The organism is Enterobacter cloacae complex sp. 397G4, from assembly GCF_050031515.1.
GTDB lineage: Bacteria > Pseudomonadota > Gammaproteobacteria > Enterobacterales > Enterobacteriaceae > Enterobacter > Enterobacter hormaechei_C.
In genome coordinates, this window is record NZ_JBLGWE010000001.1 from 273,021 (window position 1) to 293,717 (window position 20,697).

Annotated in this window: 14 protein-coding genes, 3 rRNA genes and 1 riboswitch; of the genes, 13 read left to right on the top strand and 4 right to left on the bottom strand. The window is 55.2% G+C overall.

From position 1 onward, the window contains the following. Nucleotides 1-56: 56 nt before the first annotated feature. Nucleotides 57-166, bottom strand: a riboswitch (TPP riboswitch). A gap of 54 nt (nucleotides 167-220) precedes the next feature. After that, on the bottom strand, nucleotides 221-718 hold the full coding sequence (locus ACQG1Y_RS01340; RefSeq protein ID WP_017384077.1) for an Rsd/AlgQ family anti-sigma factor: 498 nt from the start codon (nucleotides 716-718) through the stop codon (nucleotides 221-223). A 95-nt stretch (nucleotides 719-813) separates the two neighbouring features. On the opposite strand from ACQG1Y_RS01340, the gene nudC reads away from it, so the two are divergent. From nudC to ACQG1Y_RS01370, 6 genes are all read left to right on the top strand, one after another. Beyond that, nucleotides 814-1,587: an NAD(+) diphosphatase gene (nudC, locus tag ACQG1Y_RS01345; RefSeq protein ID WP_015569966.1), complete on the top strand. Its 774-nt coding sequence runs from the start codon at nucleotides 814-816 to the stop codon at nucleotides 1,585-1,587. Between the two features lie 38 nt (nucleotides 1,588-1,625). After that, entirely contained in the window at nucleotides 1,626-2,690 is a 1,065-nt protein-coding gene (hemE, locus tag ACQG1Y_RS01350) for a uroporphyrinogen decarboxylase (protein WP_022650209.1), read from the top strand. Nucleotides 2,691-2,699: 9 nt separating this feature from the next. Continuing rightward, nucleotides 2,700-3,371 (top strand): deoxyribonuclease V, encoded by a 672-nt coding sequence (gene nfi / locus ACQG1Y_RS01355; RefSeq protein WP_003862312.1) that lies wholly within the window; start codon nucleotides 2,700-2,702, stop codon nucleotides 3,369-3,371. 41 nt (nucleotides 3,372-3,412) lie between these two features. Then, entirely contained in the window at nucleotides 3,413-4,003 is a 591-nt protein-coding gene (locus ACQG1Y_RS01360) for a YjaG family protein (RefSeq protein WP_003862310.1), read from the top strand. A gap of 186 nt (nucleotides 4,004-4,189) precedes the next feature. Continuing rightward, the gene (gene hupA / locus ACQG1Y_RS01365) at nucleotides 4,190-4,462 is read left to right on the top strand and encodes a nucleoid-associated protein HU-alpha (RefSeq protein WP_002445246.1); all 273 of its coding nucleotides are present in this window, start codon (nucleotides 4,190-4,192) and stop codon (nucleotides 4,460-4,462) included. 11 nt (nucleotides 4,463-4,473) lie between these two features. Beyond that, the gene (locus ACQG1Y_RS01370; protein ID WP_017384076.1) at nucleotides 4,474-5,166 is read left to right on the top strand and encodes a DUF1481 domain-containing protein; all 693 of its coding nucleotides are present in this window, start codon (nucleotides 4,474-4,476) and stop codon (nucleotides 5,164-5,166) included. Between the two features lie 48 nt (nucleotides 5,167-5,214). On the opposite strand, the gene purD is transcribed toward ACQG1Y_RS01370, so the two are convergent. Further along, nucleotides 5,215-6,507, bottom strand: coding sequence for a phosphoribosylamine--glycine ligase (gene purD, locus ACQG1Y_RS01375; protein ID WP_015569963.1), 1,293 nt, complete (start codon nucleotides 6,505-6,507; stop codon nucleotides 5,215-5,217). Nucleotides 6,508-6,522: 15 nt separating this feature from the next. Next, nucleotides 6,523-8,112 carry a bifunctional phosphoribosylaminoimidazolecarboxamide formyltransferase/IMP cyclohydrolase gene (gene purH / locus ACQG1Y_RS01380; protein ID WP_023295751.1) on the bottom strand — a complete coding sequence of 530 codons (1,590 nt, stop codon included), beginning with the start codon at nucleotides 8,110-8,112 and terminating at the stop codon, nucleotides 6,523-6,525. A 563-nt stretch (nucleotides 8,113-8,675) separates the two neighbouring features. On the opposite strand from purH, the gene ACQG1Y_RS01385 reads away from it, so the two are divergent. The 7 genes from ACQG1Y_RS01385 (at nucleotide 8,676) to aceK (ending at nucleotide 19,664) form a co-directional block, all read left to right on the top strand. Next, a 16S ribosomal RNA gene (locus tag ACQG1Y_RS01385) occupies nucleotides 8,676-10,217 on the top strand. A gap of 198 nt (nucleotides 10,218-10,415) precedes the next feature. Further along, nucleotides 10,416-13,320 (top strand): 23S ribosomal RNA (locus ACQG1Y_RS01390). A gap of 69 nt (nucleotides 13,321-13,389) precedes the next feature. Next, nucleotides 13,390-13,505, top strand: a 5S ribosomal RNA gene (gene rrf, locus ACQG1Y_RS01395). Together the 16S, 23S and 5S rRNA genes form the textbook arrangement of a ribosomal RNA operon. A 218-nt stretch (nucleotides 13,506-13,723) precedes the next feature. Further along, complete coding sequence (metA, locus tag ACQG1Y_RS01400; RefSeq protein WP_017382604.1) at nucleotides 13,724-14,653, top strand: homoserine O-acetyltransferase MetA; 930 nt, start codon at nucleotides 13,724-13,726, stop codon at nucleotides 14,651-14,653. A gap of 270 nt (nucleotides 14,654-14,923) precedes the next feature. After that, nucleotides 14,924-16,525 (top strand): malate synthase A, encoded by a 1,602-nt coding sequence (gene aceB / locus ACQG1Y_RS01405; protein WP_032646862.1) that lies wholly within the window; start codon nucleotides 14,924-14,926, stop codon nucleotides 16,523-16,525. A gap of 31 nt (nucleotides 16,526-16,556) precedes the next feature. Beyond that, nucleotides 16,557-17,861: an isocitrate lyase gene (aceA, locus tag ACQG1Y_RS01410; RefSeq protein WP_023295753.1), complete on the top strand. Its 1,305-nt coding sequence runs from the start codon at nucleotides 16,557-16,559 to the stop codon at nucleotides 17,859-17,861. A gap of 51 nt (nucleotides 17,862-17,912) precedes the next feature. Beyond that, on the top strand, nucleotides 17,913-19,664 hold the full coding sequence (gene aceK, locus ACQG1Y_RS01415) for a bifunctional isocitrate dehydrogenase kinase/phosphatase (RefSeq protein ID WP_047056486.1): 1,752 nt from the start codon (nucleotides 17,913-17,915) through the stop codon (nucleotides 19,662-19,664). 23 nt (nucleotides 19,665-19,687) lie between these two features. Here the strand turns inward: aceK and iclR are convergent, their stop codons facing one another. Next, nucleotides 19,688-20,515 (bottom strand): glyoxylate bypass operon transcriptional repressor IclR, encoded by an 828-nt coding sequence (gene iclR, locus ACQG1Y_RS01420; protein WP_003860353.1) that lies wholly within the window; start codon nucleotides 20,513-20,515, stop codon nucleotides 19,688-19,690. Nucleotides 20,516-20,697 lie beyond the last annotated feature (182 nt).

A 20,697-nucleotide genomic window follows, 5' to 3' on the forward strand; every position in this document is an offset into this window, starting at 1 on the left:
ATGGCTTGTCAGACGACGGATGAAGCAAGAGAAGATCGCCTCAGGGGCGATACAACAGCAGTGTGACTCTTGTTCCCTTCGCAGGTATTAACCTGATCAGGTTCCGCGGATCCCGAATTAACGGTCTCAGCCCGTGCTTTCACACTGGGCACTCCGACAAGAAAAATCCCCCTCGTGAGAGGGGCGAATGGTTGTAAATTACTCGTTAACGATTAAGAACTCAAGCAGGGCGCGCAACGTTATCGCTGGTGCTGATATTCAGGTTGTTGTCCAGCACGAGGGCGATGAGCTTGTCTTCCAGCGTGAATCGCTCTTCCAGCGCTTCGCCAAGATCGGAAAGCGCCTGCTGAAACTCAAGATAGTTATCGTGATCGATAGCGTTCTCTAGCGTGGAATCGTAGTAGTCCATTATCTGCTGGGTGTTGGCTTCCAGCAGCGGACAGAGTTTGCTGGCCGCTAAATACGGCGTTGTCCCTTCCATTTCGCGGATAATGCGTTCATAAAGGTTGAAATGGCCGTCGGAGAGGTAGTCGACCAGGCTCTGACAGAAGTCGTCCAGCGCTTTTTCATTCAGCCGCATAAAGGATTCTTTGCCAGGCTTAAGACCAACCAGATTGTAATACGCCACGAGTAGATGCTTGCGCACATGTAGCCAGCGATCCACCAGGGTGTTACTTCCTCCAACGCGCTCAGTCAGGCTTTCCAGCTGGTTTAACATGGTCGACTCCATAAGGTTTAGAATGGGATCTGCTTATCCAAAATGTAACCATAATGCTAACAACATGTCAGTGAAGCGAAGGTAGTGCAATAGATATGGATCGTATTATTGAAAAATCAGATCTGGGTTGGTGGATCGTCAGTCACGAACAAAAATTATGGCTGCCCGGTGGGGAGATACCCTACGGTGCGGCAGACATCTTCGATCTCGTCGGCCAACCGGCGCTGCGGATCGGCGAGTGGCAGGGCGATCCGGTATGGTTGATCCAACAGGCTCGTCGTCAGGATATGGGATCCGTTCGTCAGGTGTTGGATCGGGATGTCGGCCTGTTCCAGCTGGCGGGGCGCGGCGTGCAGCTGGCGGAGTTTTACCGCTCGCACAAATACTGCGGCTACTGCGGCCACACCATGCACCCGAGCAAAACCGAGTGGGCAATGCTCTGCGGCCACTGCCGTGAACGCTACTACCCGCAAATCGCACCGTGCATCATTGTCGCCATCCGCCGTGATGATTCCATCCTGCTGGCGCAGCATACCCGCCATCGCAACGGCATTCACACCGTCCTCGCCGGGTTCGTGGAAGTCGGCGAAACGCTGGAACAGGCGGTGGCGCGCGAGGTGATGGAGGAGAGCGGCATTAAGGTGAAAAACCTGCGCTATGTGACGTCGCAGCCGTGGCCGTTCCCGATGTCCCTGATGACCGCGTTTATGGCGGAATACGACAGCGGCGAGATTGTTATCGATCAGAAAGAGCTGCTGGAGGCGAACTGGTATCGCTACGACGATTTACCGCTGCTGCCCCCACCGGGAACGGTGGCGCGTCGCCTGATAGAAGATACCGTGGCAATGTGTCGGGCCGAGTATGAGTAGTGTTACACTGACGGACTGACGCAATAAGGAACTGCAAAATGACCGAACTGAAGAACGATCGTTATCTGCGTGCGCTGCTGCGCCAGCCCGTTGATGTCACCCCGGTGTGGATGATGCGCCAGGCGGGACGCTATCTGCCAGAGTACAAAGCCACGCGCGCGCAGGCAGGCGATTTTATGTCGCTGTGCAAAAACGCCGAGCTGGCCTGTGAAGTGACGCTCCAGCCGCTGCGCCGCTTCCCGCTCGATGCCGCCATTCTTTTTTCGGACATTCTCACCATTCCGGATGCGATGGGCCTTGGGCTCTATTTCGAAACCGGAGAAGGCCCGCGTTTTACCTCTCCGATCAAAAGCAAAGCCGACGTTGATAAGCTGCCGATCCCCGATCCTGAAGGCGAGCTGGGCTATGTGATGAACGCCGTGCGCACCATTCGCCGCGAACTGAAAGGCGACGTGCCGCTGATTGGCTTCTCCGGTAGTCCGTGGACGCTGGCCACCTACATGGTGGAAGGCGGCAGCAGCAAAGCCTTTACCGTCATCAAAAAGATGATGTACGCCGAGCCGCTGGCCCTGCATGCCCTGCTCGACAAGCTGGCGAAGAGCGTCACGCTCTATCTCAACGCGCAGATTAAAGCGGGCGCGCAGTCGGTGATGATTTTCGACACCTGGGGCGGCGTGCTGACCGGACGTGATTATCAGCAGTTCTCCCTGTACTACATGCACAAAATTGTCGATGGCCTGCTGCGTGAAAACGAAGGCCGTCGCGTGCCGGTGACGCTGTTTACCAAAGGCGGCGGTCAGTGGCTGGAAGCGATGGCGGCCACCGGCTGCGACGCGCTGGGCCTCGACTGGACCACCGATATTGCCGATGCGCGCCGTCGCGTGGGGGACAAAGTGGCGCTCCAGGGCAACATGGATCCGTCCATGCTCTATGCGCAGCCTGCCCGTATCGAAGAAGAAGTGTCGACTATACTGTCTGGTTTCGGCCAGGGCGAAGGCCACGTCTTCAACCTCGGTCACGGTATTCATCAGGATGTACCGCCAGAACACGCTGGCGTATTTGTGGAGGCGGTGCATCGGCTTTCTGCCCAGTATCATAAGTAAGGAGTGGTTATGGATCTCGCGTCGCTACGCGCTCAGCAAATCGAACTGGCTTCATCAGTGATCCGCGAGGATCGTCTGGATACGGACCCTCCGCGGTACATTGGCGGGGCGGACGTCGGATTTGAGCAGGGTGGTGAAGTGACGCGAGCGGCGATGGTGGTGCTGAAATACCCTTCGCTGGAGCTGGTGGAGTACAAGGTGGCGCGTATCGCCACCACCATGCCCTATATCCCCGGCTTTCTCTCCTTCCGCGAATATCCCGCGCTGCTGGCCGCGTGGGAGCAACTCTCGCAAAAACCCGATCTACTGTTTGTTGATGGGCATGGTATCTCCCATCCGCGTCGCTTAGGCGTCGCCAGCCACTTTGGTCTGCTGGTGGACGTGCCGACCATCGGCGTAGCGAAAAAACGCCTGTGCGGCGCGTTTGAGCCGCTCTCTGCCGAACCGGGCGCACTGGCGCCGCTTATCCATAAAGGCGAGCAGCTGGCGTGGGTCTGGCGCAGTAAAGCGCGCTGCAACCCGTTGTTTATCGCCACCGGGCATCGGGTCAGCATGGATAGCGCACTGGCGTGGGTGCAACGCTGTATGAAGGGCTACCGTTTACCTGAGCCAACCCGCTGGGCTGACGCCGTGGCCTCTTCACGTCCGGCATTCATTCGTTGGCAGGAAATTCAGCCGTGATTCAGGTAAACTGCGGCTAATTTTCGATTCGAGACATCATCATGTTACAAAACCCGATTCATCTGCGCCTTGAGAAGCTGGAAAGCTGGCAGCACGTGACGTTTATGGCTTGCCTGTGCGAGCGCATGTATCCCAACTATGCCGCGTTCTGCAAGCAGACGGCGTTTGGCGAAGGCCAGATTTATCGTCGTATCCTGGATTTAATCTGGGAGACGCTGACGGTCAAAGATGCGAAGGTAAATTTTGACTCTCAGCTCGAAAAGCTGGAAGAGGCTATTCCGGCTGCGGATGATTTCGACCTGTATGGCGTCTACCCGGCCATTGATGCCTGTGTGGCGTTGAGCGAGCTGATCCACTCCCGTCTGAGCGGTGAAACCCTGGAACACGCCATTGAAGTCAGTAAGGCATCCATTACCACCGTTGCGATGCTGGAAATGACCCAGGAAGGCCGTGAAATGACCGACGAGGAGCTGCGTGCTAACCCGGCGGTTGAACAGGAATGGGATATTCAGTGGGAAATTTTCCGTCTGCTGGCGGAGTGTGAAGAACGTGATATTGAGCTGATCAAAGGGCTTCGCGCGGACCTTCGCGAGGCCGGTGAGAGCAATATTGGTATAATTTTTAACCAATGAGACAACAAAACGTGATTTAACGCCTGTTTTGTCACTCCTCGACTCTTCCCTTTCGCCCCCCGTCTGGTCTACATTTGGGGGGCGAAAAAAAGTGGCTATCGGTGCGTGTATGCAGGAGAGTGCTTTTTTGGCATTTTCGTCGCACTCGATGCTTAGCAAGCGATAAACACATTGAAAGGATAACTTATGAACAAGACTCAACTGATTGATGTAATTGCGGACAAGGCTGATCTGTCTAAAGTGCAGGCTAAAGCTGCTCTGGAATCTACCCTGGCTGCTATTACTGAGTCTCTGAAAGAAGGCGATGCTGTACAACTGGTTGGTTTCGGTACCTTCAAAGTGAACCACCGCGCTGAGCGTACTGGCCGCAACCCGCAGACCGGTAAAGAAATCAAAATCGCCGCAGCTAACGTGCCGGCATTTGTTTCTGGTAAAGCACTGAAAGACGCAGTTAAGTAAGACGCGTGGCAGTGAACAGTTTTAACGAAGGGGCGGCAACGCCCCTTTTGTCATTCTGGCGTGGAACACTCGCGCTGGCAGGCGTACTGTTGCTGTCTGCCTGTAGCCATGATTCCTCACTCCCCCCGTTTACCGCCAGCGGCTATGCTGACAACCAGGGTGCGGTCAGGATCTGGCGCAAAGATTCCAGCGATGAAGTCCATATGCTCACCGCATTCAGCCCGTGGCATAACGGCAACACCTCGACCGCAGAATACCGCTGGCAGGGCGATGCGCTGTCGCTCATTGAACTGAATATCTACAGTAAGACTCCCGAACACGTGAAGGTGCGTTTCGACGACCACGGCGAGCTGAGCTTTATGCAGCATGAGGTCAGTGGACTGAAACAGCAGCTTTCCAGCGATCAGGTCGCTCTCTACCGCTACCGTGCTGAACAACTCCGCCAGACCAGCGATGCGCTGCGTCAGGGCCGCGTGGTGCTGCGCCAGGGGCGCTGGCATGCCGACGGCACGGTGACCACCTGCGAAGGGCAGACGGTGAAGCCTGAGCTTGAATCCTGGGCAACCGAACACATTCAGCGTCGTCAGCGGCATTCATCTGTGGAGGTGAGTGTGGCATGGCTGGAAGCGCCGGAAGGCTCTCAGCTGTTGCTGGTGGCGAATGAAGATTTCTGCACCTGGCAGCCGACAGAGAAGAGTTTCTGACGTAAATCCCCTCTCCCTGTGGGAGAGGGTTAGGGTGAGGGTGTGAAATTACTCTCCCTGCTCCCGCGCAATGGCACGATAGCCGATATCCTGGCGGCTGAAGCTGCCATTCCAGTGAATATCCGCCATCAGCGCATAGGCGCGCTTCTGCGCCTCTGCCACGGTCTGGCCCAGCGCGGTCGCACACAGCACGCGACCGCCGTTGGTGAGCACGCGGTCGTCGTCAGAGAGCTTTGTACCGGCGTGGAACACCTTCGCACCGTCAATCTCTTCCAGCGGCAGGCCGTGGATCTCATCTCCGGTGTTGTAGCTACCCGGATAGCCACCCGCAGCAATCACCACACCTAAAGAGGCACGCTCGTCCCACTCGGAAGTTTTCTCGTCCAGCTTGCCTTCGCACGCCGCCAGACACAGATCAACCAGATCGGACTTCATGCGCAGCATGATCGGCTGGGTTTCCGGATCGCCGAAGCGGCAGTTGAATTCAATCACCTTCGGGTTACCCTGCTTGTCGATCATCAGGCCTGCGTAAAGGAAACCGGTGTAGGTATTGCCTTCCGCAGCCATCCCCTTCACGGTTGGCCAGATGATGCGGTCCATGGTGCGCTGGTGTACTTCGTCAGTGACCACCGGAGCAGGGGAGTAAGCTCCCATCCCGCCGGTGTTTGGCCCCGTGTCGGCATTGCCTACGCGCTTGTGATCCTGGCTGGTCGCCATCGGCAGAACGTGCTCGCCGTCAACCATCACGATAAAACTCGCTTCTTCGCCGTCGAGGAACTCTTCAATCACGATGCGGTGGCCCGCGTCGCCAAAGGCGTTACCCGCCAGCATATCCTGCACGGCGGCTTCCGCTTCTTCGAGGGTCATCGCCACGATAACGCCTTTCCCGGCAGCCAGGCCGTCGGCTTTGATCACAATCGGCGCGCCTTTTTCACGCAGGTAAGCCAGAGCAGGCTCTACCTCGGTGAAGTTCTGATATTCCGCCGTCGGGATGTTATGACGCGCGAGAAAATCTTTGGTGAAGGCTTTTGAGCCTTCCAGCTGCGCAGCCCCTTCCGTTGGGCCGAAAATTTTCAGGCCCGCGGCGCGGAAGGCATCTACAACGCCGATCACCAGCGGTGCTTCCGGGCCAACAATCGTCAGATCGATATTCTCGTTTTGGGCAAAGCTCAGCAGCGCCGGGATGTCGGTTACGCCGATGGCGACGTTCTGTAGTGCGGGCTCCAGCGCGGTCCCGGCGTTACCCGGTGCCACAAAGACGGTTTCAACCTGCGGAGACTGCGCTGCTTTCCACGCCAGGGCGTGCTCGCGCCCGCCGTTACCAATCACTAATACTTTCATTTTCTGCTCCGGGAATTAATGGCGGAAGTGGCGCATGTCGGTGAAGATCATTGCGATGCCATGCTCGTCGGCAGCGGCAATCACTTCGTCATCACGGATTGAACCGCCAGGCTGGATCACACAGGTGATGCCCACAGCAGCGGCCGCGTCGATACCGTCACGGAACGGGAAGAAGGCGTCAGAAGCCATGGCGGAACCTTTGACTTCCAGACCTTCGTCACCTGCTTTAATACCCGCGATTTTCGCAGAGTAAACGCGGCTCATCTGGCCTGCGCCTATTCCGATGGTCATGTTCTCTTTGGCGTAGACGATGGCGTTGGATTTCACAAACTTCGCCACTTTCCAGCAGAACAGCGCGTCACGCAGTTCCTGCTCGGTTGGCTGACGTTTGGTGACGACACGCAGATCGGCTTCGCCCACCATACCCAGATCGCGGTCCTGAACCAGCAGCCCGCCGTTCACGCGCTTGAAGTCCAGGCCTGGAACGCGCTCTGCCCACTGGCCGCAAACCAGTACGCGCACGTTCTGTTTCGCCGCGGTGATTTTCAGCGCCTCTTCGGATGCTGATGGCGCGATGATCACTTCGACAAACTGACGGGAGATGATGGCCTGCGCGGTTTCCGCATCCAGCTCGCGGTTGAAGGCGATAATGCCGCCGAACGCGGAGGTCGGGTCGGTTTTGTAGGCGCGATCGTAAGCTTCCAGAATAGACGCACTTACCGCAACGCCGCATGGGTTGGCGTGCTTGACGATAACGCAGGCTGGCTCGCTGAACTCTTTCACGCATTCCAGCGCGGCGTCGGTATCGGCAATGTTGTTATAGGAGAGGGCTTTGCCCTGTACCTGCTGGGCAGTCGCTACAGAGGCTTCTTTTACCTCTTCTTCTATATAGAAGGCAGCCTGCTGGTGGCTGTTCTCGCCGTAACGCATATCCTGCTTCTTAATGAAGTTCAGGTTCAGCGTGCGCGGGAAGCGGCCAGATGGATCTTTGCTTTCACCGTGGTAGGCAGGTACCAGGCTACCGAAGTAGTTGGCGATCATGCTGTCGTAGGCGGCGGTATGCTCGAAGGCTTTGATGGCGAGATCGAAACGCGTTTCAAGCGTCAGGGACCCTTCGTTGGCATCCATCTCATTAATAATGGCGTTGTAGTCACTGCTCTTTACCACGATGGCCACATCTTTATGGTTCTTGGCTGCGGAGCGCACCATGGTCGGGCCGCCGATGTCGATATTCTCAACCGCGTCTTCCAGAGAACAGCCTTCGCGGGCAACGGTCTGGGCGAACGGGTAGAGGTTAACAACCACCATGTCGATGGGGGCAATATTGTGCTGCTCCATAATGCCGTCGTCCTGACCGCGACGGCCCAGAATACCGCCGTGCACTTTCGGGTGCAGGGTTTTGACGCGTCCATCCATCATTTCCGGGAAACCGGTGTAATCGGACACTTCGGTTACCGGCAGACCTTTATCTGCTAACAGGCGAGCGGTACCGCCTGTAGAAAGCAGCTCTACGCCACGTGCAGAAAGTGCCTGAGCGAATTCGACGATACCGGCTTTATCAGAAACACTGAGCAGAGCGCGGCGGACTGGACGACGTTGTTGCATGGTAAATCCCCTGGATTTCACGATTACAGAGAGCGTTAGATGAATTTTCCTGTGAAAAACTCATCTAACACACCTGACGAGGCATCCTTGTGAAGCGCGAGCATTTTAACGAAAACGTTTGCGCAACGCTCGCACATTTTTACTTTTTCGTATCATTGTGGATAAGTCTGTGCGTAAAAAGGTATAAGGCGGGGTTTTGCTGTGGAATGCAGCAGTCAGTCATTTTTCTGTCATTTAGCGGTTGCGGCCTGCGGAGAACTCCCTATAATGCGCCTCCATCGACACGGCGGATGTGAATCACTTCACAGATAACCCGGTCGGTTGAAGAGAAAAAATCCTGAAATAACGGGTTGACTCTGAAAGAGGAAAGCGTAATATACGCCACCTCGCGACAGAGCGCTGAAGCGCGTCGCAACTGCTCTTTAACAATTTATCAGACAATCTGTGTGGGCACTCAAAGTGACATGGATTCTTAATGTCCTCGGACACTAAATGAATACCAAGTCTCAACGAGTGAACACGTAATTCATTACGAAGTTTAATTCATTGAGCATCAAACTTTTAAATTGAAGAGTTTGATCATGGCTCAGATTGAACGCTGGCGGCAGGCCTAACACATGCAAGTCGAACGGTAACAGGAAGCAGCTTGCTGCTTCGCTGACGAGTGGCGGACGGGTGAGTAATGTCTGGGAAACTGCCTGATGGAGGGGGATAACTACTGGAAACGGTAGCTAATACCGCATAACGTCGCAAGACCAAAGAGGGGGACCTTCGGGCCTCTTGCCATCGGATGTGCCCAGATGGGATTAGCTAGTAGGTGGGGTAACGGCTCACCTAGGCGACGATCCCTAGCTGGTCTGAGAGGATGACCAGCCACACTGGAACTGAGACACGGTCCAGACTCCTACGGGAGGCAGCAGTGGGGAATATTGCACAATGGGCGCAAGCCTGATGCAGCCATGCCGCGTGTATGAAGAAGGCCTTCGGGTTGTAAAGTACTTTCAGCGGGGAGGAAGGTGTTGAGGTTAATAACCTCAGCAATTGACGTTACCCGCAGAAGAAGCACCGGCTAACTCCGTGCCAGCAGCCGCGGTAATACGGAGGGTGCAAGCGTTAATCGGAATTACTGGGCGTAAAGCGCACGCAGGCGGTCTGTCAAGTCGGATGTGAAATCCCCGGGCTCAACCTGGGAACTGCATTCGAAACTGGCAGGCTAGAGTCTTGTAGAGGGGGGTAGAATTCCAGGTGTAGCGGTGAAATGCGTAGAGATCTGGAGGAATACCGGTGGCGAAGGCGGCCCCCTGGACAAAGACTGACGCTCAGGTGCGAAAGCGTGGGGAGCAAACAGGATTAGATACCCTGGTAGTCCACGCCGTAAACGATGTCGACTTGGAGGTTGTGCCCTTGAGGCGTGGCTTCCGGAGCTAACGCGTTAAGTCGACCGCCTGGGGAGTACGGCCGCAAGGTTAAAACTCAAATGAATTGACGGGGGCCCGCACAAGCGGTGGAGCATGTGGTTTAATTCGATGCAACGCGAAGAACCTTACCTACTCTTGACATCCAGAGAACTTTCCAGAGATGGATTGGTGCCTTCGGGAACTCTGAGACAGGTGCTGCATGGCTGTCGTCAGCTCGTGTTGTGAAATGTTGGGTTAAGTCCCGCAACGAGCGCAACCCTTATCCTTTGTTGCCAGCGGTTAGGCCGGGAACTCAAAGGAGACTGCCAGTGATAAACTGGAGGAAGGTGGGGATGACGTCAAGTCATCATGGCCCTTACGAGTAGGGCTACACACGTGCTACAATGGCGCATACAAAGAGAAGCGACCTCGCGAGAGCAAGCGGACCTCATAAAGTGCGTCGTAGTCCGGATTGGAGTCTGCAACTCGACTCCATGAAGTCGGAATCGCTAGTAATCGTGGATCAGAATGCCACGGTGAATACGTTCCCGGGCCTTGTACACACCGCCCGTCACACCATGGGAGTGGGTTGCAAAAGAAGTAGGTAGCTTAACCTTCGGGAGGGCGCTTACCACTTTGTGATTCATGACTGGGGTGAAGTCGTAACAAGGTAACCGTAGGGGAACCTGCGGTTGGATCACCTCCTTACCTTAAAGAACCTGCCTTTGCAGTGCTCACACAGATTGTCTGATGAATGATGAACTTCTGAATGTACTTTTGAGTGCATTAAGAAGTTTTGCTCTTTAAAAATCTGGATCAAGCTGAAAATTGAAACGACACACAGCTCATGTGTGTTCGAGTCTCTCAAATTTTCGCAATCAGAAGTGAAACATCTTCGGGTTGTGAGGTTAAGCGACTAAGCGTACACGGTGGATGCCCTGGCAGTCAGAGGCGATGAAGGACGTGCTAATCTGCGAAAAGCGCCGGCGAGGTGATATGAACCCTTGACCCGGCGATGTCCGAATGGGGAAACCCAGTGCAATCCGTTGCACTATCGTTAACTGAATACATAGGTTAACGAGGCGAACCGGGGGAACTGAAACATCTAAGTACCCCGAGGAAAAGAAATCAACCGAGATTCCCCCAGTAGCGGCGAGCGAACGGGGAGCAGCCCGGAGTCTGAATCAGCTTGTGTGTTAGTGGAACGGTCTGGAAAGTCCGACGGTACAGGGTGATAGTCCCGTACACGAAAGCACACTTGCTGTGAACTCGAAGAGTAGGGCGGGACACGTGGTATCCTGTCTGAATATGGGGGGACCATCCTCCAAGGCTAAATACTCCTGACTGACCGATAGTGAACCAGTACCGTGAGGGAAAGGCGAAAAGAACCCCGGCGAGGGGAGTGAAAAAGAACCTGAAACCGTGTACGTACAAGCAGTGGGAGCCTCTTTATGGGGTGACTGCGTACCTTTTGTATAATGGGTCAGCGACTTATATTCTGTAGCAAGGTTAACCGTATAGGGGAGCCGAAGGGAAACCGAGTCTTAACTGGGCGTTAAGTTGCAGGGTATAGACCCGAAACCCGGTGATCTAGCCATGGGCAGGTTGAAGGTTGGGTAACACTAACTGGAGGACCGAACCGACTAATGTTGAAAAATTAGCGGATGACCTGTGGCTGGGGGTGAAAGGCCAATCAAACCGGGAGATAGCTGGTTCTCCCCGAAAGCTATTTAGGTAGCGCCTCGTGAACTCATCTTCGGGGGTAGAGCACTGTTTCGGCTAGGGGGCCATCCCGGCTTACCAACCCGATGCAAACTACGAATACCGAAGAATGTTATCACGGGAGACACACGGCGGGTGCTAACGTCCGTCGTGAAGAGGGAAACAACCCAGACCGCCAGCTAAGGTCCCAAAGTCATGGTTAAGTGGGAAACGATGTGGGAAGGCACAGACAGCCAGGATGTTGGCTTAGAAGCAGCCATCATTTAAAGAAAGCGTAATAGCTCACTGGTCGAGTCGGCCTGCGCGGAAGATGTAACGGGGCTAAACCATGCACCGAAGCTGCGGCAGCGACACTATGTGTTGTTGGGTAGGGGAGCGTTCTGTAAGCCGTTGAAGGTGTGCTGTGAGGCATGCTGGAGGTATCAGAAGTGCGAATGCTGACATAAGTAACGATAAAGCGGGTGAAAAGCCCGCTCGCCGAAAGACCAAGGGTTCCTGTCCAACGTTAATCGGGGCAGGGTGAGTCGACCCCTAAGGCGAGGCCGAAAGGCGTAGTCGATGGGAAACAGGTTAATATTCCTGTACTTGGTGTTACTGCGAAGGGGGGACGGAGAAGGCTATGTCAGCCGGGCGACGGTTGTCCCGGTTTAAGCATGTAGGCGGAGGTTCCAGGTAAATCCGGTACCTTGTTAACGCTGAGGTGTGATGACGAGGCACTACGGTGCTGAAGTGATAAATGCCCTGCTTCCAGGAAAAGCCTCTAAGCATCAGGTAACACGAAATCGTACCCCAAACCGACACAGGTGGTCAGGTAGAGAATACCAAGGCGCTTGAGAGAACTCGGGTGAAGGAACTAGGCAAAATGGTGCCGTAACTTCGGGAGAAGGCACGCTGATGTGTAGGTGAAGCCCCTGCGGGTGGAGCTGAAATCAGTCGAAGATACCAGCTGGCTGCAACTGTTTATTAAAAACACAGCACTGTGCAAACACGAAAGTGGACGTATACGGTGTGACGCCTGCCCGGTGCCGGAAGGTTAATTGATGGGGTTAGCGGCAACGCGAAGCTCTTGATCGAAGCCCCGGTAAACGGCGGCCGTAACTATAACGGTCCTAAGGTAGCGAAATTCCTTGTCGGGTAAGTTCCGACCTGCACGAATGGCGTAATGATGGCCAGGCTGTCTCCACCCGAGACTCAGTGAAATTGAACTCGCTGTGAAGATGCAGTGTACCCGCGGCAAGACGGAAAGACCCCGTGAACCTTTACTATAGCTTGACACTGAACACTGGTCCTTGATGTGTAGGATAGGTGGGAGGCTTTGAAGCGTGGACGCCAGTCTGCGTGGAGCCAACCTTGAAATACCACCCTTTAATGGCTGGTGTTCTAACGTAGACCCGTAATCCGGGTTGCGGACAGTGTCTGGTGGGTAGTTTGACTGGGGCGGTCTCCTCCCAAAGAGTAACGGAGGAGCACGAAGGTTGGCTAATCCTGGTCGGACATCAGGAGGTTAGTGCAATGGCATAAGCCAGCTTGACTGCGAGCGTGACGGCGCGAGCAGGTGCGAAAGCAGGTCATAGTGATCCGGTGGTTCTGAATGGAAGGGCCATCGCTCAACGGATAAAAGGTACTCCGGGGATAACAGGCTGATACCGCCCAAGAGTTCATATCGACGGCGGTGTTTGGCACCTCGATGTCGGCTCATCACATCCTGGGGCTGAAGTAGGTCCCAAGGGTATGGCTGTTCGCCATTTAAAGTGGTACGCGAGCTGGGTTTAGAACGTCGTGAGACAGTTCGGTCCCTATCTGCCGTGGGCGCTGGAGAATTGAGGGGGGCTGCTCCTAGTACGAGAGGACCGGAGTGGACGCATCACTGGTGTTCGGGTTGTCATGCCAATGGCACTGCCCGGTAGCTAAATGCGGAAGAGATAAGTGCTGAAAGCATCTAAGCACGAAACTTGCCCCGAGATGAGTTCTCCCTGAGACCTTGAGTCTCCTGAAGGAACGTTGAAGACGACGACGTTGATAGGTCGGGTGTGTAAGCGCAGCGATGCGTTGAGCTAACCGATACTAATGAACCGTGAGGCTTAACCTTACAACGCCGAAGGTGTTTTGGCGAAGAGACAGACACGATTTTCAGCCTGATACAGATTAACAGAATTTGCCTGGCGGCTTTAGCGCGGTGGTCCCACCTGACCCCATGCCGAACTCAGAAGTGAAACGCCGTAGCGCCGATGGTAGTGTGGGGTCTCCCCATGTGAGAGTAGGGAACTGCCAGGCATCAATTAAGAAGAACCCCGTACCGTAAGGTGCGGGGTTTTTTGCTTTGTACGTTCTGAAAAGTCGGGTGGTGGCCCAGCTTTACCCGCCCTACATGCTCTCCCTCCTTGAAACTTTCTCACCTTTCGCTTGCAGACTCGACATTAACCCCGTTTCTGGGTATCGTTAGCTGTCTGGATGTCTAAACGTTTATACGTATGCTGTGAGGATTTAAGGTTATGCCGATTCGGGTGCAGGACGAGCTACCAGCCGTCAATTTCTTGCGTGAAGAGAATGTCTTCGTAATGACAACTTCGCGTGCTTCTGGTCAGGAAATTCGCCCGCTGAAGGTGCTGATCCTTAATCTGATGCCAAAGAAGATCGAAACGGAGAACCAGTTCCTGCGTTTGCTCTCCAACTCTCCGCTTCAGGTTGATATCCAGCTGCTGCGCATTGACGCGCGTGAGTCACGCAACACGCCTGCTGAGCATCTGAATAACTTCTACTGTAATTTTGAAGATATTCGCGATGAGAATTTCGATGGACTGATCGTCACCGGCGCACCGCTGGGTCTGGTGGAATTTAATGACGTTGCCTACTGGCCACAGATCAGGCAGGTGCTGGAGTGGGCAAAAGATCACGTCACGTCCACCTTGTTTGTCTGTTGGGCGGTACAGGCCGCACTGAATATCCTCTATGGCATTCCCAAGCAAACCCGCAGCGACAAACTTTCTGGCGTATACGAACACCACATTCTTCACCCGCATGCGCTGCTGACGCGTGGTTTCGATGACACTTTCCTGGCCCCGCATTCTCGCTACGCCGATTTTCCGGCACAGCTGATCCGCGATTACACCGACCTGGAAATCCTGGCCGAAACGGAAGACGGCGATGCCTACCTGTTCGCCAGTAAAGACAAACGCATCGCGTTCGTTACCGGCCATCCTGAGTACGATCCACATACCCTCGCCTCAGAGTATTTTCGTGACGTTGAAGCGGGTCTGAATCCGGATGTCCCGTACAACTATTTCCCGAAAAATGATCCGCAAAACACGCCTCGGGCAACCTGGCGTAGCCACGGAAATTTGCTGTTTACCAACTGGCTCAACTATTACGTCTACCAGATTACGCCGTACGATCTGCGCCACATGAATCCGACGCTGGAGTAATCGTCTGCATTAAACGATCCTAAAGCGTTTCAGCTATTCAGATCAGGCACCTTCGGGTGCCTTTTTTATTTCCGAAATCCAACTCAACATCGAAGAAAACTTTAATTCCATATTAATCATGCAGTTGTGATTATATATAAATTAAAATGGAAATTGTTTTTGATTTTGGAAAAATTATAGATAGTCTTAATTCTGCTGAGCGAAAACTACACAACGATCTTTCGCTCGCGTCGGGGGCGTGATTTTGGATCTTTGATGAGGAGCAGAACGATGACTCAACAGGCAACAACGGTCGATGAACTGACCTTTACCCAGCCGAATGGTGAACAAGAACAGCAAGTTTTGACGGCAGAAGCGGTAGAGTTTCTGACTGAACTGGTGACTCGCTTTACGCCACAGCGTAATAAACTGCTGGCGGCGCGCATTCATCAACAGCAGGAGATCGATAACGGCAAGTTGCCAGGGTTTATTTCGGAAACCGCTTCCATTCGTCATGGTGAATGGAAAATTCGCGGAATCCCTGAAGATTTACAGGATCGTCGCGTAGAGATCACCGGTCCGGTAGAGCGCAAAATGGTGATCAACGCCATGAATGCCAACGTCAAAGTATTTATGGCGGACTTCGAAGATTCCCTCGCGCCGGACTGGCAGAAAGTTATCGACGGGCAGATCAACCTGCGCGACGCCGTCAACGGCACCATCAGCTATACCAACGAAGCCGGTAAAATTTACCAGCTCAAACCGAATCCGGCGGTGCTGATCTGCCGCGTACGCGGTCTGCATTTGCCAGAAAAACACGTCACCTGGCGCGGAGAAGCGATTCCGGGCAGCCTGTTCGACTTTGCGCTGTACTTCTTTCACAACTATAAAAACCTGCTGGCGAAAGGCAGCGGCCCCTATTTCTATCTGCCGAAAACCCAGTCCTGGCAGGAAGCGGCGTGGTGGAGTGAAGTCTTCAGCTACGCAGAAGACCGCTTTGGCCTGCCGCGCGGCACCATTAAGGCCACGCTGCTGATTGAAACCCTGCCTGCCGTATTCCAGATGCATGAGATCCTCCATGCGCTGCGTGACCATATTGTGGGCCTGAACTGCGGCCGTTGGGATTACATCTTCAGCTACATCAAAACCCTGAAAAACCATACCGACCGGGTATTGCCGGATCGTCAGGTTGTCACCATGGATAAACCGTTCCTCAGCGCCTACTCGCGCCTGCTGATTAAGACCTGCCACAAACGCGGCGCCTTTGCGATGGGCGGTATGGCGGCGTTTATCCCGAGCAAAGACGCAGAGCGTAACAATCAGGTGCTCAACAAGGTGAAAGCCGATAAAGAGCTGGAAGCCCGTAATGGCCACGACGGGACGTGGATTGCCCATCCTGGTCTGGCCGATACGGCGATGGAAGTCTTTAACCGCGTACTCGGCGACAACAAAAACCAGCTGTTTGTCACCCGTGAAGACGATGCGCCAATCGCAGAAGAACAGTTGCTGGCGCCGTGTGCGGGCGAACGCACGGAAGAGGGGATGCGCGCCAACATTCGCGTCGCCGTGCAGTACATCGAGGCATGGATCTCAGGCAACGGCTGCGTGCCTATCTACGGCCTGATGGAAGATGCCGCCACGGCGGAAATTTCACGTACCTCCATCTGGCAGTGGATCCATCATCAAAAAACGCTCAGCAACGGCAAACCGGTAACCAAAGCCCTGTTCCGTCAGATGCTGGCCGAAGAGATGCGGGTCATCCAGGACGAACTGGGCGAGCACCGCTTCAGCAGCGGGCGTTTTGACGATGCCGCACGCCTGATGGAGCAAATCACCACCTCTGATGACTTAATCGACTTCCTGACCCTGCCGGGCTACCGCTTCCTGGCGTAATTCACCACATAACAATATGGAGCATCTGCACATGAAAACCCGTACCCAACAGATCGAAGAGTTACAAAAAGAGTGGACCCAACCGCGCTGGGAAGGCATTCGCCGTCCGTACAGCGCAGAGGAAGTGGTGAAGTTACGCGGCTCGGTTAACCCGGAATGTACGCTGGCGCAGAACGGCGCGGCGAAAATGTGGGATCTGCTGCATGGGGGGTCTAAAAAAGGCTATATCAACAGCCTCGGCGCGCTGACCGGCGGTCAGGCATTGCAGCAGGCGAAGGCCGGCATTGAGGCTATCTATCTTTCCGGCTGGCAGGTCGCGGCGGATGCTAACCTTGCCTCCAGCATGTATCCGGATCAATCTCTTTATCCGGCGAACTCGGTGCCGTCAGTGGTGGATCGGATCAACAATACCTTCCGCCGTGCGGATCAGATCCAGTGGGCCGCGGGTATCGAACCCCACGATCCGCGTTTTATCGACTATTTCCTGCCGATCGTCGCCGATGCGGAAGCCGGTTTCGGCGGCGTGCTGAACGCCTTTGAGCTGATGAAATCCATGATTGAGGCCGGTGCAGCGGCCGTTCACTTTGAAGATCAGCTGGCGTCGGTGAAGAAGTGCGGGCATATGGGCGGGAAAGTGCTGGTGCCAACCCAGGAAGCGATCCAGAAGCTGGTTGCCGCGCGTCTGGCTGCTGACGTGCTCGGCGTGCCGACGCTGGTGATTGCCCGTACCGATGCGGACGCGGCGGACCTGATCACCTCTGACTGCGATCCGTATGACAGCGAATTCATTACCGGCGAACGTACCAGCGAAGGGTTCTATCGCACACATGCCGGTATTGAACAGGCGATCAGCCGCGGCCTGGCGTATGCCCCTTACGCCGACCTGGTCTGGTGTGAAACCTCCACGCCGGATCTGGCGCTGGCGAAGCGCTTTGCCGATGCGATTCATGCGAAGTATCCGGGCAAGCTGCTGGCCTATAACTGTTCGCCGTCCTTCAACTGGCAAAAGAATCTGGACGATACGACCATCGCCAGCTTCCAGCAGCAATTGTCAGATATGGGCTACAAGTACCAGTTCATCACCCTGGCGGGTATCCACAGCATGTGGTTCAACATGTTCGACCTGGCGCACGCCTACGCGCAGGGCGAAGGCATGAAACACTATGTTGAGAAGGTGCAGCAGCCAGAATTTGCGGCGGGCAAAGAAGGATATACCTTCGTTTCGCACCAGCAGGAAGTGGGAACCGGCTACTTCGATAATGTGACCACGATTATTCAGGGCGGGGCCTCCTCCGTCACGGCATTAACGGGCTCGACGGAAGAAGCACAGTTCTAATCTTTTCCCCCTCTCCCCCCTCGGGGAGAGGGTTGGGGTGAGGGGGAATATATGTCGCGTGGTCTGGAATTACTGATTGCCCAAACTATTTTGCAGGGCTTCGATGCCCAGTATGGCCGCTTTCTGGAAGTCACCTCAGGCGCGCAACAGCGTTTTGAGCACGCCGACTGGCATGCGGTTCAGCAGGCCATGAAGCAGCGTATCCATCTTTATGATCACCACGTAGGTCTGGTGGTGGAGCAACTGCGCTGTATCACCGACGGTAAAAGCCCGGATGCGGAATTTTTACTGCGCGTGAAAGAGCATTACACCCATCTGTTACCCGACTACCCGCGCTTCGAGATTGCGGAGAGCTTTTTCAACTCCGTCTATTGCCGGTTATTTGACCACCGCTCATTATCTCCTGAGCGGTTATTTATCTTCAGCTCCCAGCCGGAGCGCCGCTTCCGTACCATTCCGCGTCCGCTGGCGAAAGATTTCTTTCCCGATCGCGGCTGGGAAAAGCTCCTGCACCGCGTCTTAACGGATTTGCCGCTGCGCCTGCCGTGGGAGAATAAACCCCGGGATATCGGCTATATCCACGCATATCTCAGTGAAACCTTCGGCGAGGCGGTGCTCAGCCGCAGCCATTTGCAGGTTGCCAACGAGCTTTTCTACCGGAATAAGGCCGCCTGGCTGGTGGGCAAACTGGTTACGCCGACAGCCATCGTGCCGTTTCTGCTACCCATTCACCGTACCGACGACGGCGAACTGTTTGTCGATACCTGCCTGACCACCGGCGCCGAGGCCAGCATCGTATTTGGCTTCGCCCGTTCCTATTTCATGGTCTATGCCCCACTGCCTGCCGCCCTGGTGGAGTGGCTGCGCGAGATCCTGCCGGGCAAAACCACCGCCGAGCTGTATATGGCGATTGGCTGTCAGAAGCATGCCAAAACGGAAAGTTATCGGGAATACCTGCGTTATGTCACCACGGCTGATGAGCAGTTTATCGAAGCGCCGGGGATCCGCGGCATGGTGATGCTGGTTTTCACACTGCCGGGCTTCGACCGCGTGTTTAAGGTGATTAAGGATAAATTTGCCCCGCAGAAAGAGATGACCGCCGCTCACGTCCGCGCCTGCTATCAGCTGGTTAAAGAGCACGATCGCGTCGGGCGAATGGCGGATACCCAGGAGTTTGAAAACTTTGTGCTGGATAAGCAGCAGATCGATCCGTCGCTGATGTCGCTGCTAATGCAGGAAGCGCCGACGAAAATTACCGATCTTGGCGATAAGATTGCGATTAGCCATCTCTACATCGAACGCCGGATGGTGCCGCTAAATATCTGGCTGGAGCAGTCCGAAGGTCAGGCTTTACGAGACGCCATTGAAGAGTACGGCAATGCGATTCGCCAGCTCGCCGCCGCCAATATTTTCCCCGGCGACATGCTGTTTAAAAACTTCGGCGTCACCCGTCACGGGCGGGTGGTGTTCTACGATTATGATGAAATTTGCTACATGACCGAGGTGAACTTCCGCGATATCCCGCCGCCGCGCTACCCGGAAGATGAACTGTCCAGCGAGCCGTGGTACAGCGTATCGCCGGGCGATGTGTTTCCGGAGGAGTTTCGCCACTGGCTTTGTGCCGACCCGCGCATCGGGCCGCTATTCGAAGAGATGCATGCCGATCTGTTCCGCGCCAGCTACTGGCGCGGGCTGCAAACGCGGATCAAAAATGGGCACGTGGAAGATGTCTATGCTTACCGCCGCAAGCAGCGGTTTTGCATCCGCTTTTCTCCCTCTCCCTGTGGGAGAGGGCCGGGGTGAGGGCATCAGGCGGCAATGCACGTTTAACGAATCCCACCATATGCCAGCGTCACCTCTTTCGCGGCCTTAATCACCATCGCGCCCAGCTCGGTGACGCGGTCGTCGGTCATACGTGAAATCGGCCCGGAGATGGAGATGGCGGCAAACGGCTCGCGGTGCTCGTCAAAAATGCAGGACGCGAGGCAGCGCAGCCCGAGGGCATGTTCTTCGTCATCAAACGAATAGCCGCGCTTGCGGGTCAGAGCCAGATCTTCTTTCAGATGCACCGGCGACACCAGCGTGGCGTGGGTATAGGCGTGCAGTCCTTTACGGTGCAGCAGCCCCGTTACCTGCTCTTCGCTCAGCTGCGAGAGAAACGCTTTCCCTGCGCCAGAGGCGTGCATCGGCAACTTGCCGCCAATCGGCGCGGACATGCGCATCAGCTGCGTACACTGCACCTGGTCGATGATAATCGCCTGGTGATCGCTCTGATCCAGCACGGCCAGGTTTACCGTCTCGCCGGACTCCTCCATCAGCTTGCGCAGAATCGGGTGGACAATCGCCAGCAGGTTGCGGCTTTGCAGGAAGCTGCTGCCGACAATAAACGCATGCGCCCCCACCGCCCAGTGCCCCAGCTCGCCCACCTGACGCACGAAGCCCAGCTGCTGCATGGTGGTCAGCAGACGGTGCGTGGTGGAGTTCGGCAGGCCAGCCTGCTGCGCCAGCTCCGTCAGGGCCACGCTACCATGCGATTCGGCTATCCATTCCAGCAGCTTCAGGCCGCGCGTCAGGGATTGAACCTGTCCGCCAGGTTGTGCAGCGGTGGTTGCAGCAGGTTTTCTGCCGCGTTTGGCGGGAACGGTCGTAACCATGACGAACTCCTTTTTCTGTATCGTGGAAATCATTTTCGTTTTATTTGGTGGTTTTGCAACCGCTTTCCTGACTGATCGGAGGAGTGATAGTGAACATGTCTCATGTTACCGCTGTGTGACTTTTCGACCCTGCGAGATTATGCCAGTATGGAACGCAGCCTTTTGGCCTTGTTGAGCGTTGT

Bases quoted from the DNA above. Each gene is read 5' to 3' on its own strand.
- ACQG1Y_RS01340 (WP_017384077.1), bottom strand. From the start codon at position 718: ATGTTAAACCAGCTGGAAAGCCTGACTGAGCGCGTTGGAGGAAGTAAC.
- nudC (WP_015569966.1), top strand. From the start codon at position 814: ATGGATCGTATTATTGAAAAATCAGATCTGGGTTGGTGGATCGTCAGT.
- hemE (WP_022650209.1), top strand. From the start codon at position 1,626: ATGACCGAACTGAAGAACGATCGTTATCTGCGTGCGCTGCTGCGCCAG.
- nfi (WP_003862312.1), top strand. From the start codon at position 2,700: ATGGATCTCGCGTCGCTACGCGCTCAGCAAATCGAACTGGCTTCATCA.
- ACQG1Y_RS01360 (WP_003862310.1), top strand. From the start codon at position 3,413: ATGTTACAAAACCCGATTCATCTGCGCCTTGAGAAGCTGGAAAGCTGG.
- hupA (WP_002445246.1), top strand. From the start codon at position 4,190: ATGAACAAGACTCAACTGATTGATGTAATTGCGGACAAGGCTGATCTG.
- purD (WP_015569963.1), bottom strand. From the start codon at position 6,507: ATGAAAGTATTAGTGATTGGTAACGGCGGGCGCGAGCACGCCCTGGCG.
- purH (WP_023295751.1), bottom strand. From the start codon at position 8,112: ATGCAACAACGTCGTCCAGTCCGCCGCGCTCTGCTCAGTGTTTCTGAT.
- metA (WP_017382604.1), top strand. From the start codon at position 13,724: ATGCCGATTCGGGTGCAGGACGAGCTACCAGCCGTCAATTTCTTGCGT.
- aceB (WP_032646862.1), top strand. From the start codon at position 14,924: ATGACTCAACAGGCAACAACGGTCGATGAACTGACCTTTACCCAGCCG.
- aceA (WP_023295753.1), top strand. From the start codon at position 16,557: ATGAAAACCCGTACCCAACAGATCGAAGAGTTACAAAAAGAGTGGACC.
- aceK (WP_047056486.1), top strand. From the start codon at position 17,913: ATGTCGCGTGGTCTGGAATTACTGATTGCCCAAACTATTTTGCAGGGC.
- iclR (WP_003860353.1), bottom strand. From the start codon at position 20,515: ATGGTTACGACCGTTCCCGCCAAACGCGGCAGAAAACCTGCTGCAACC.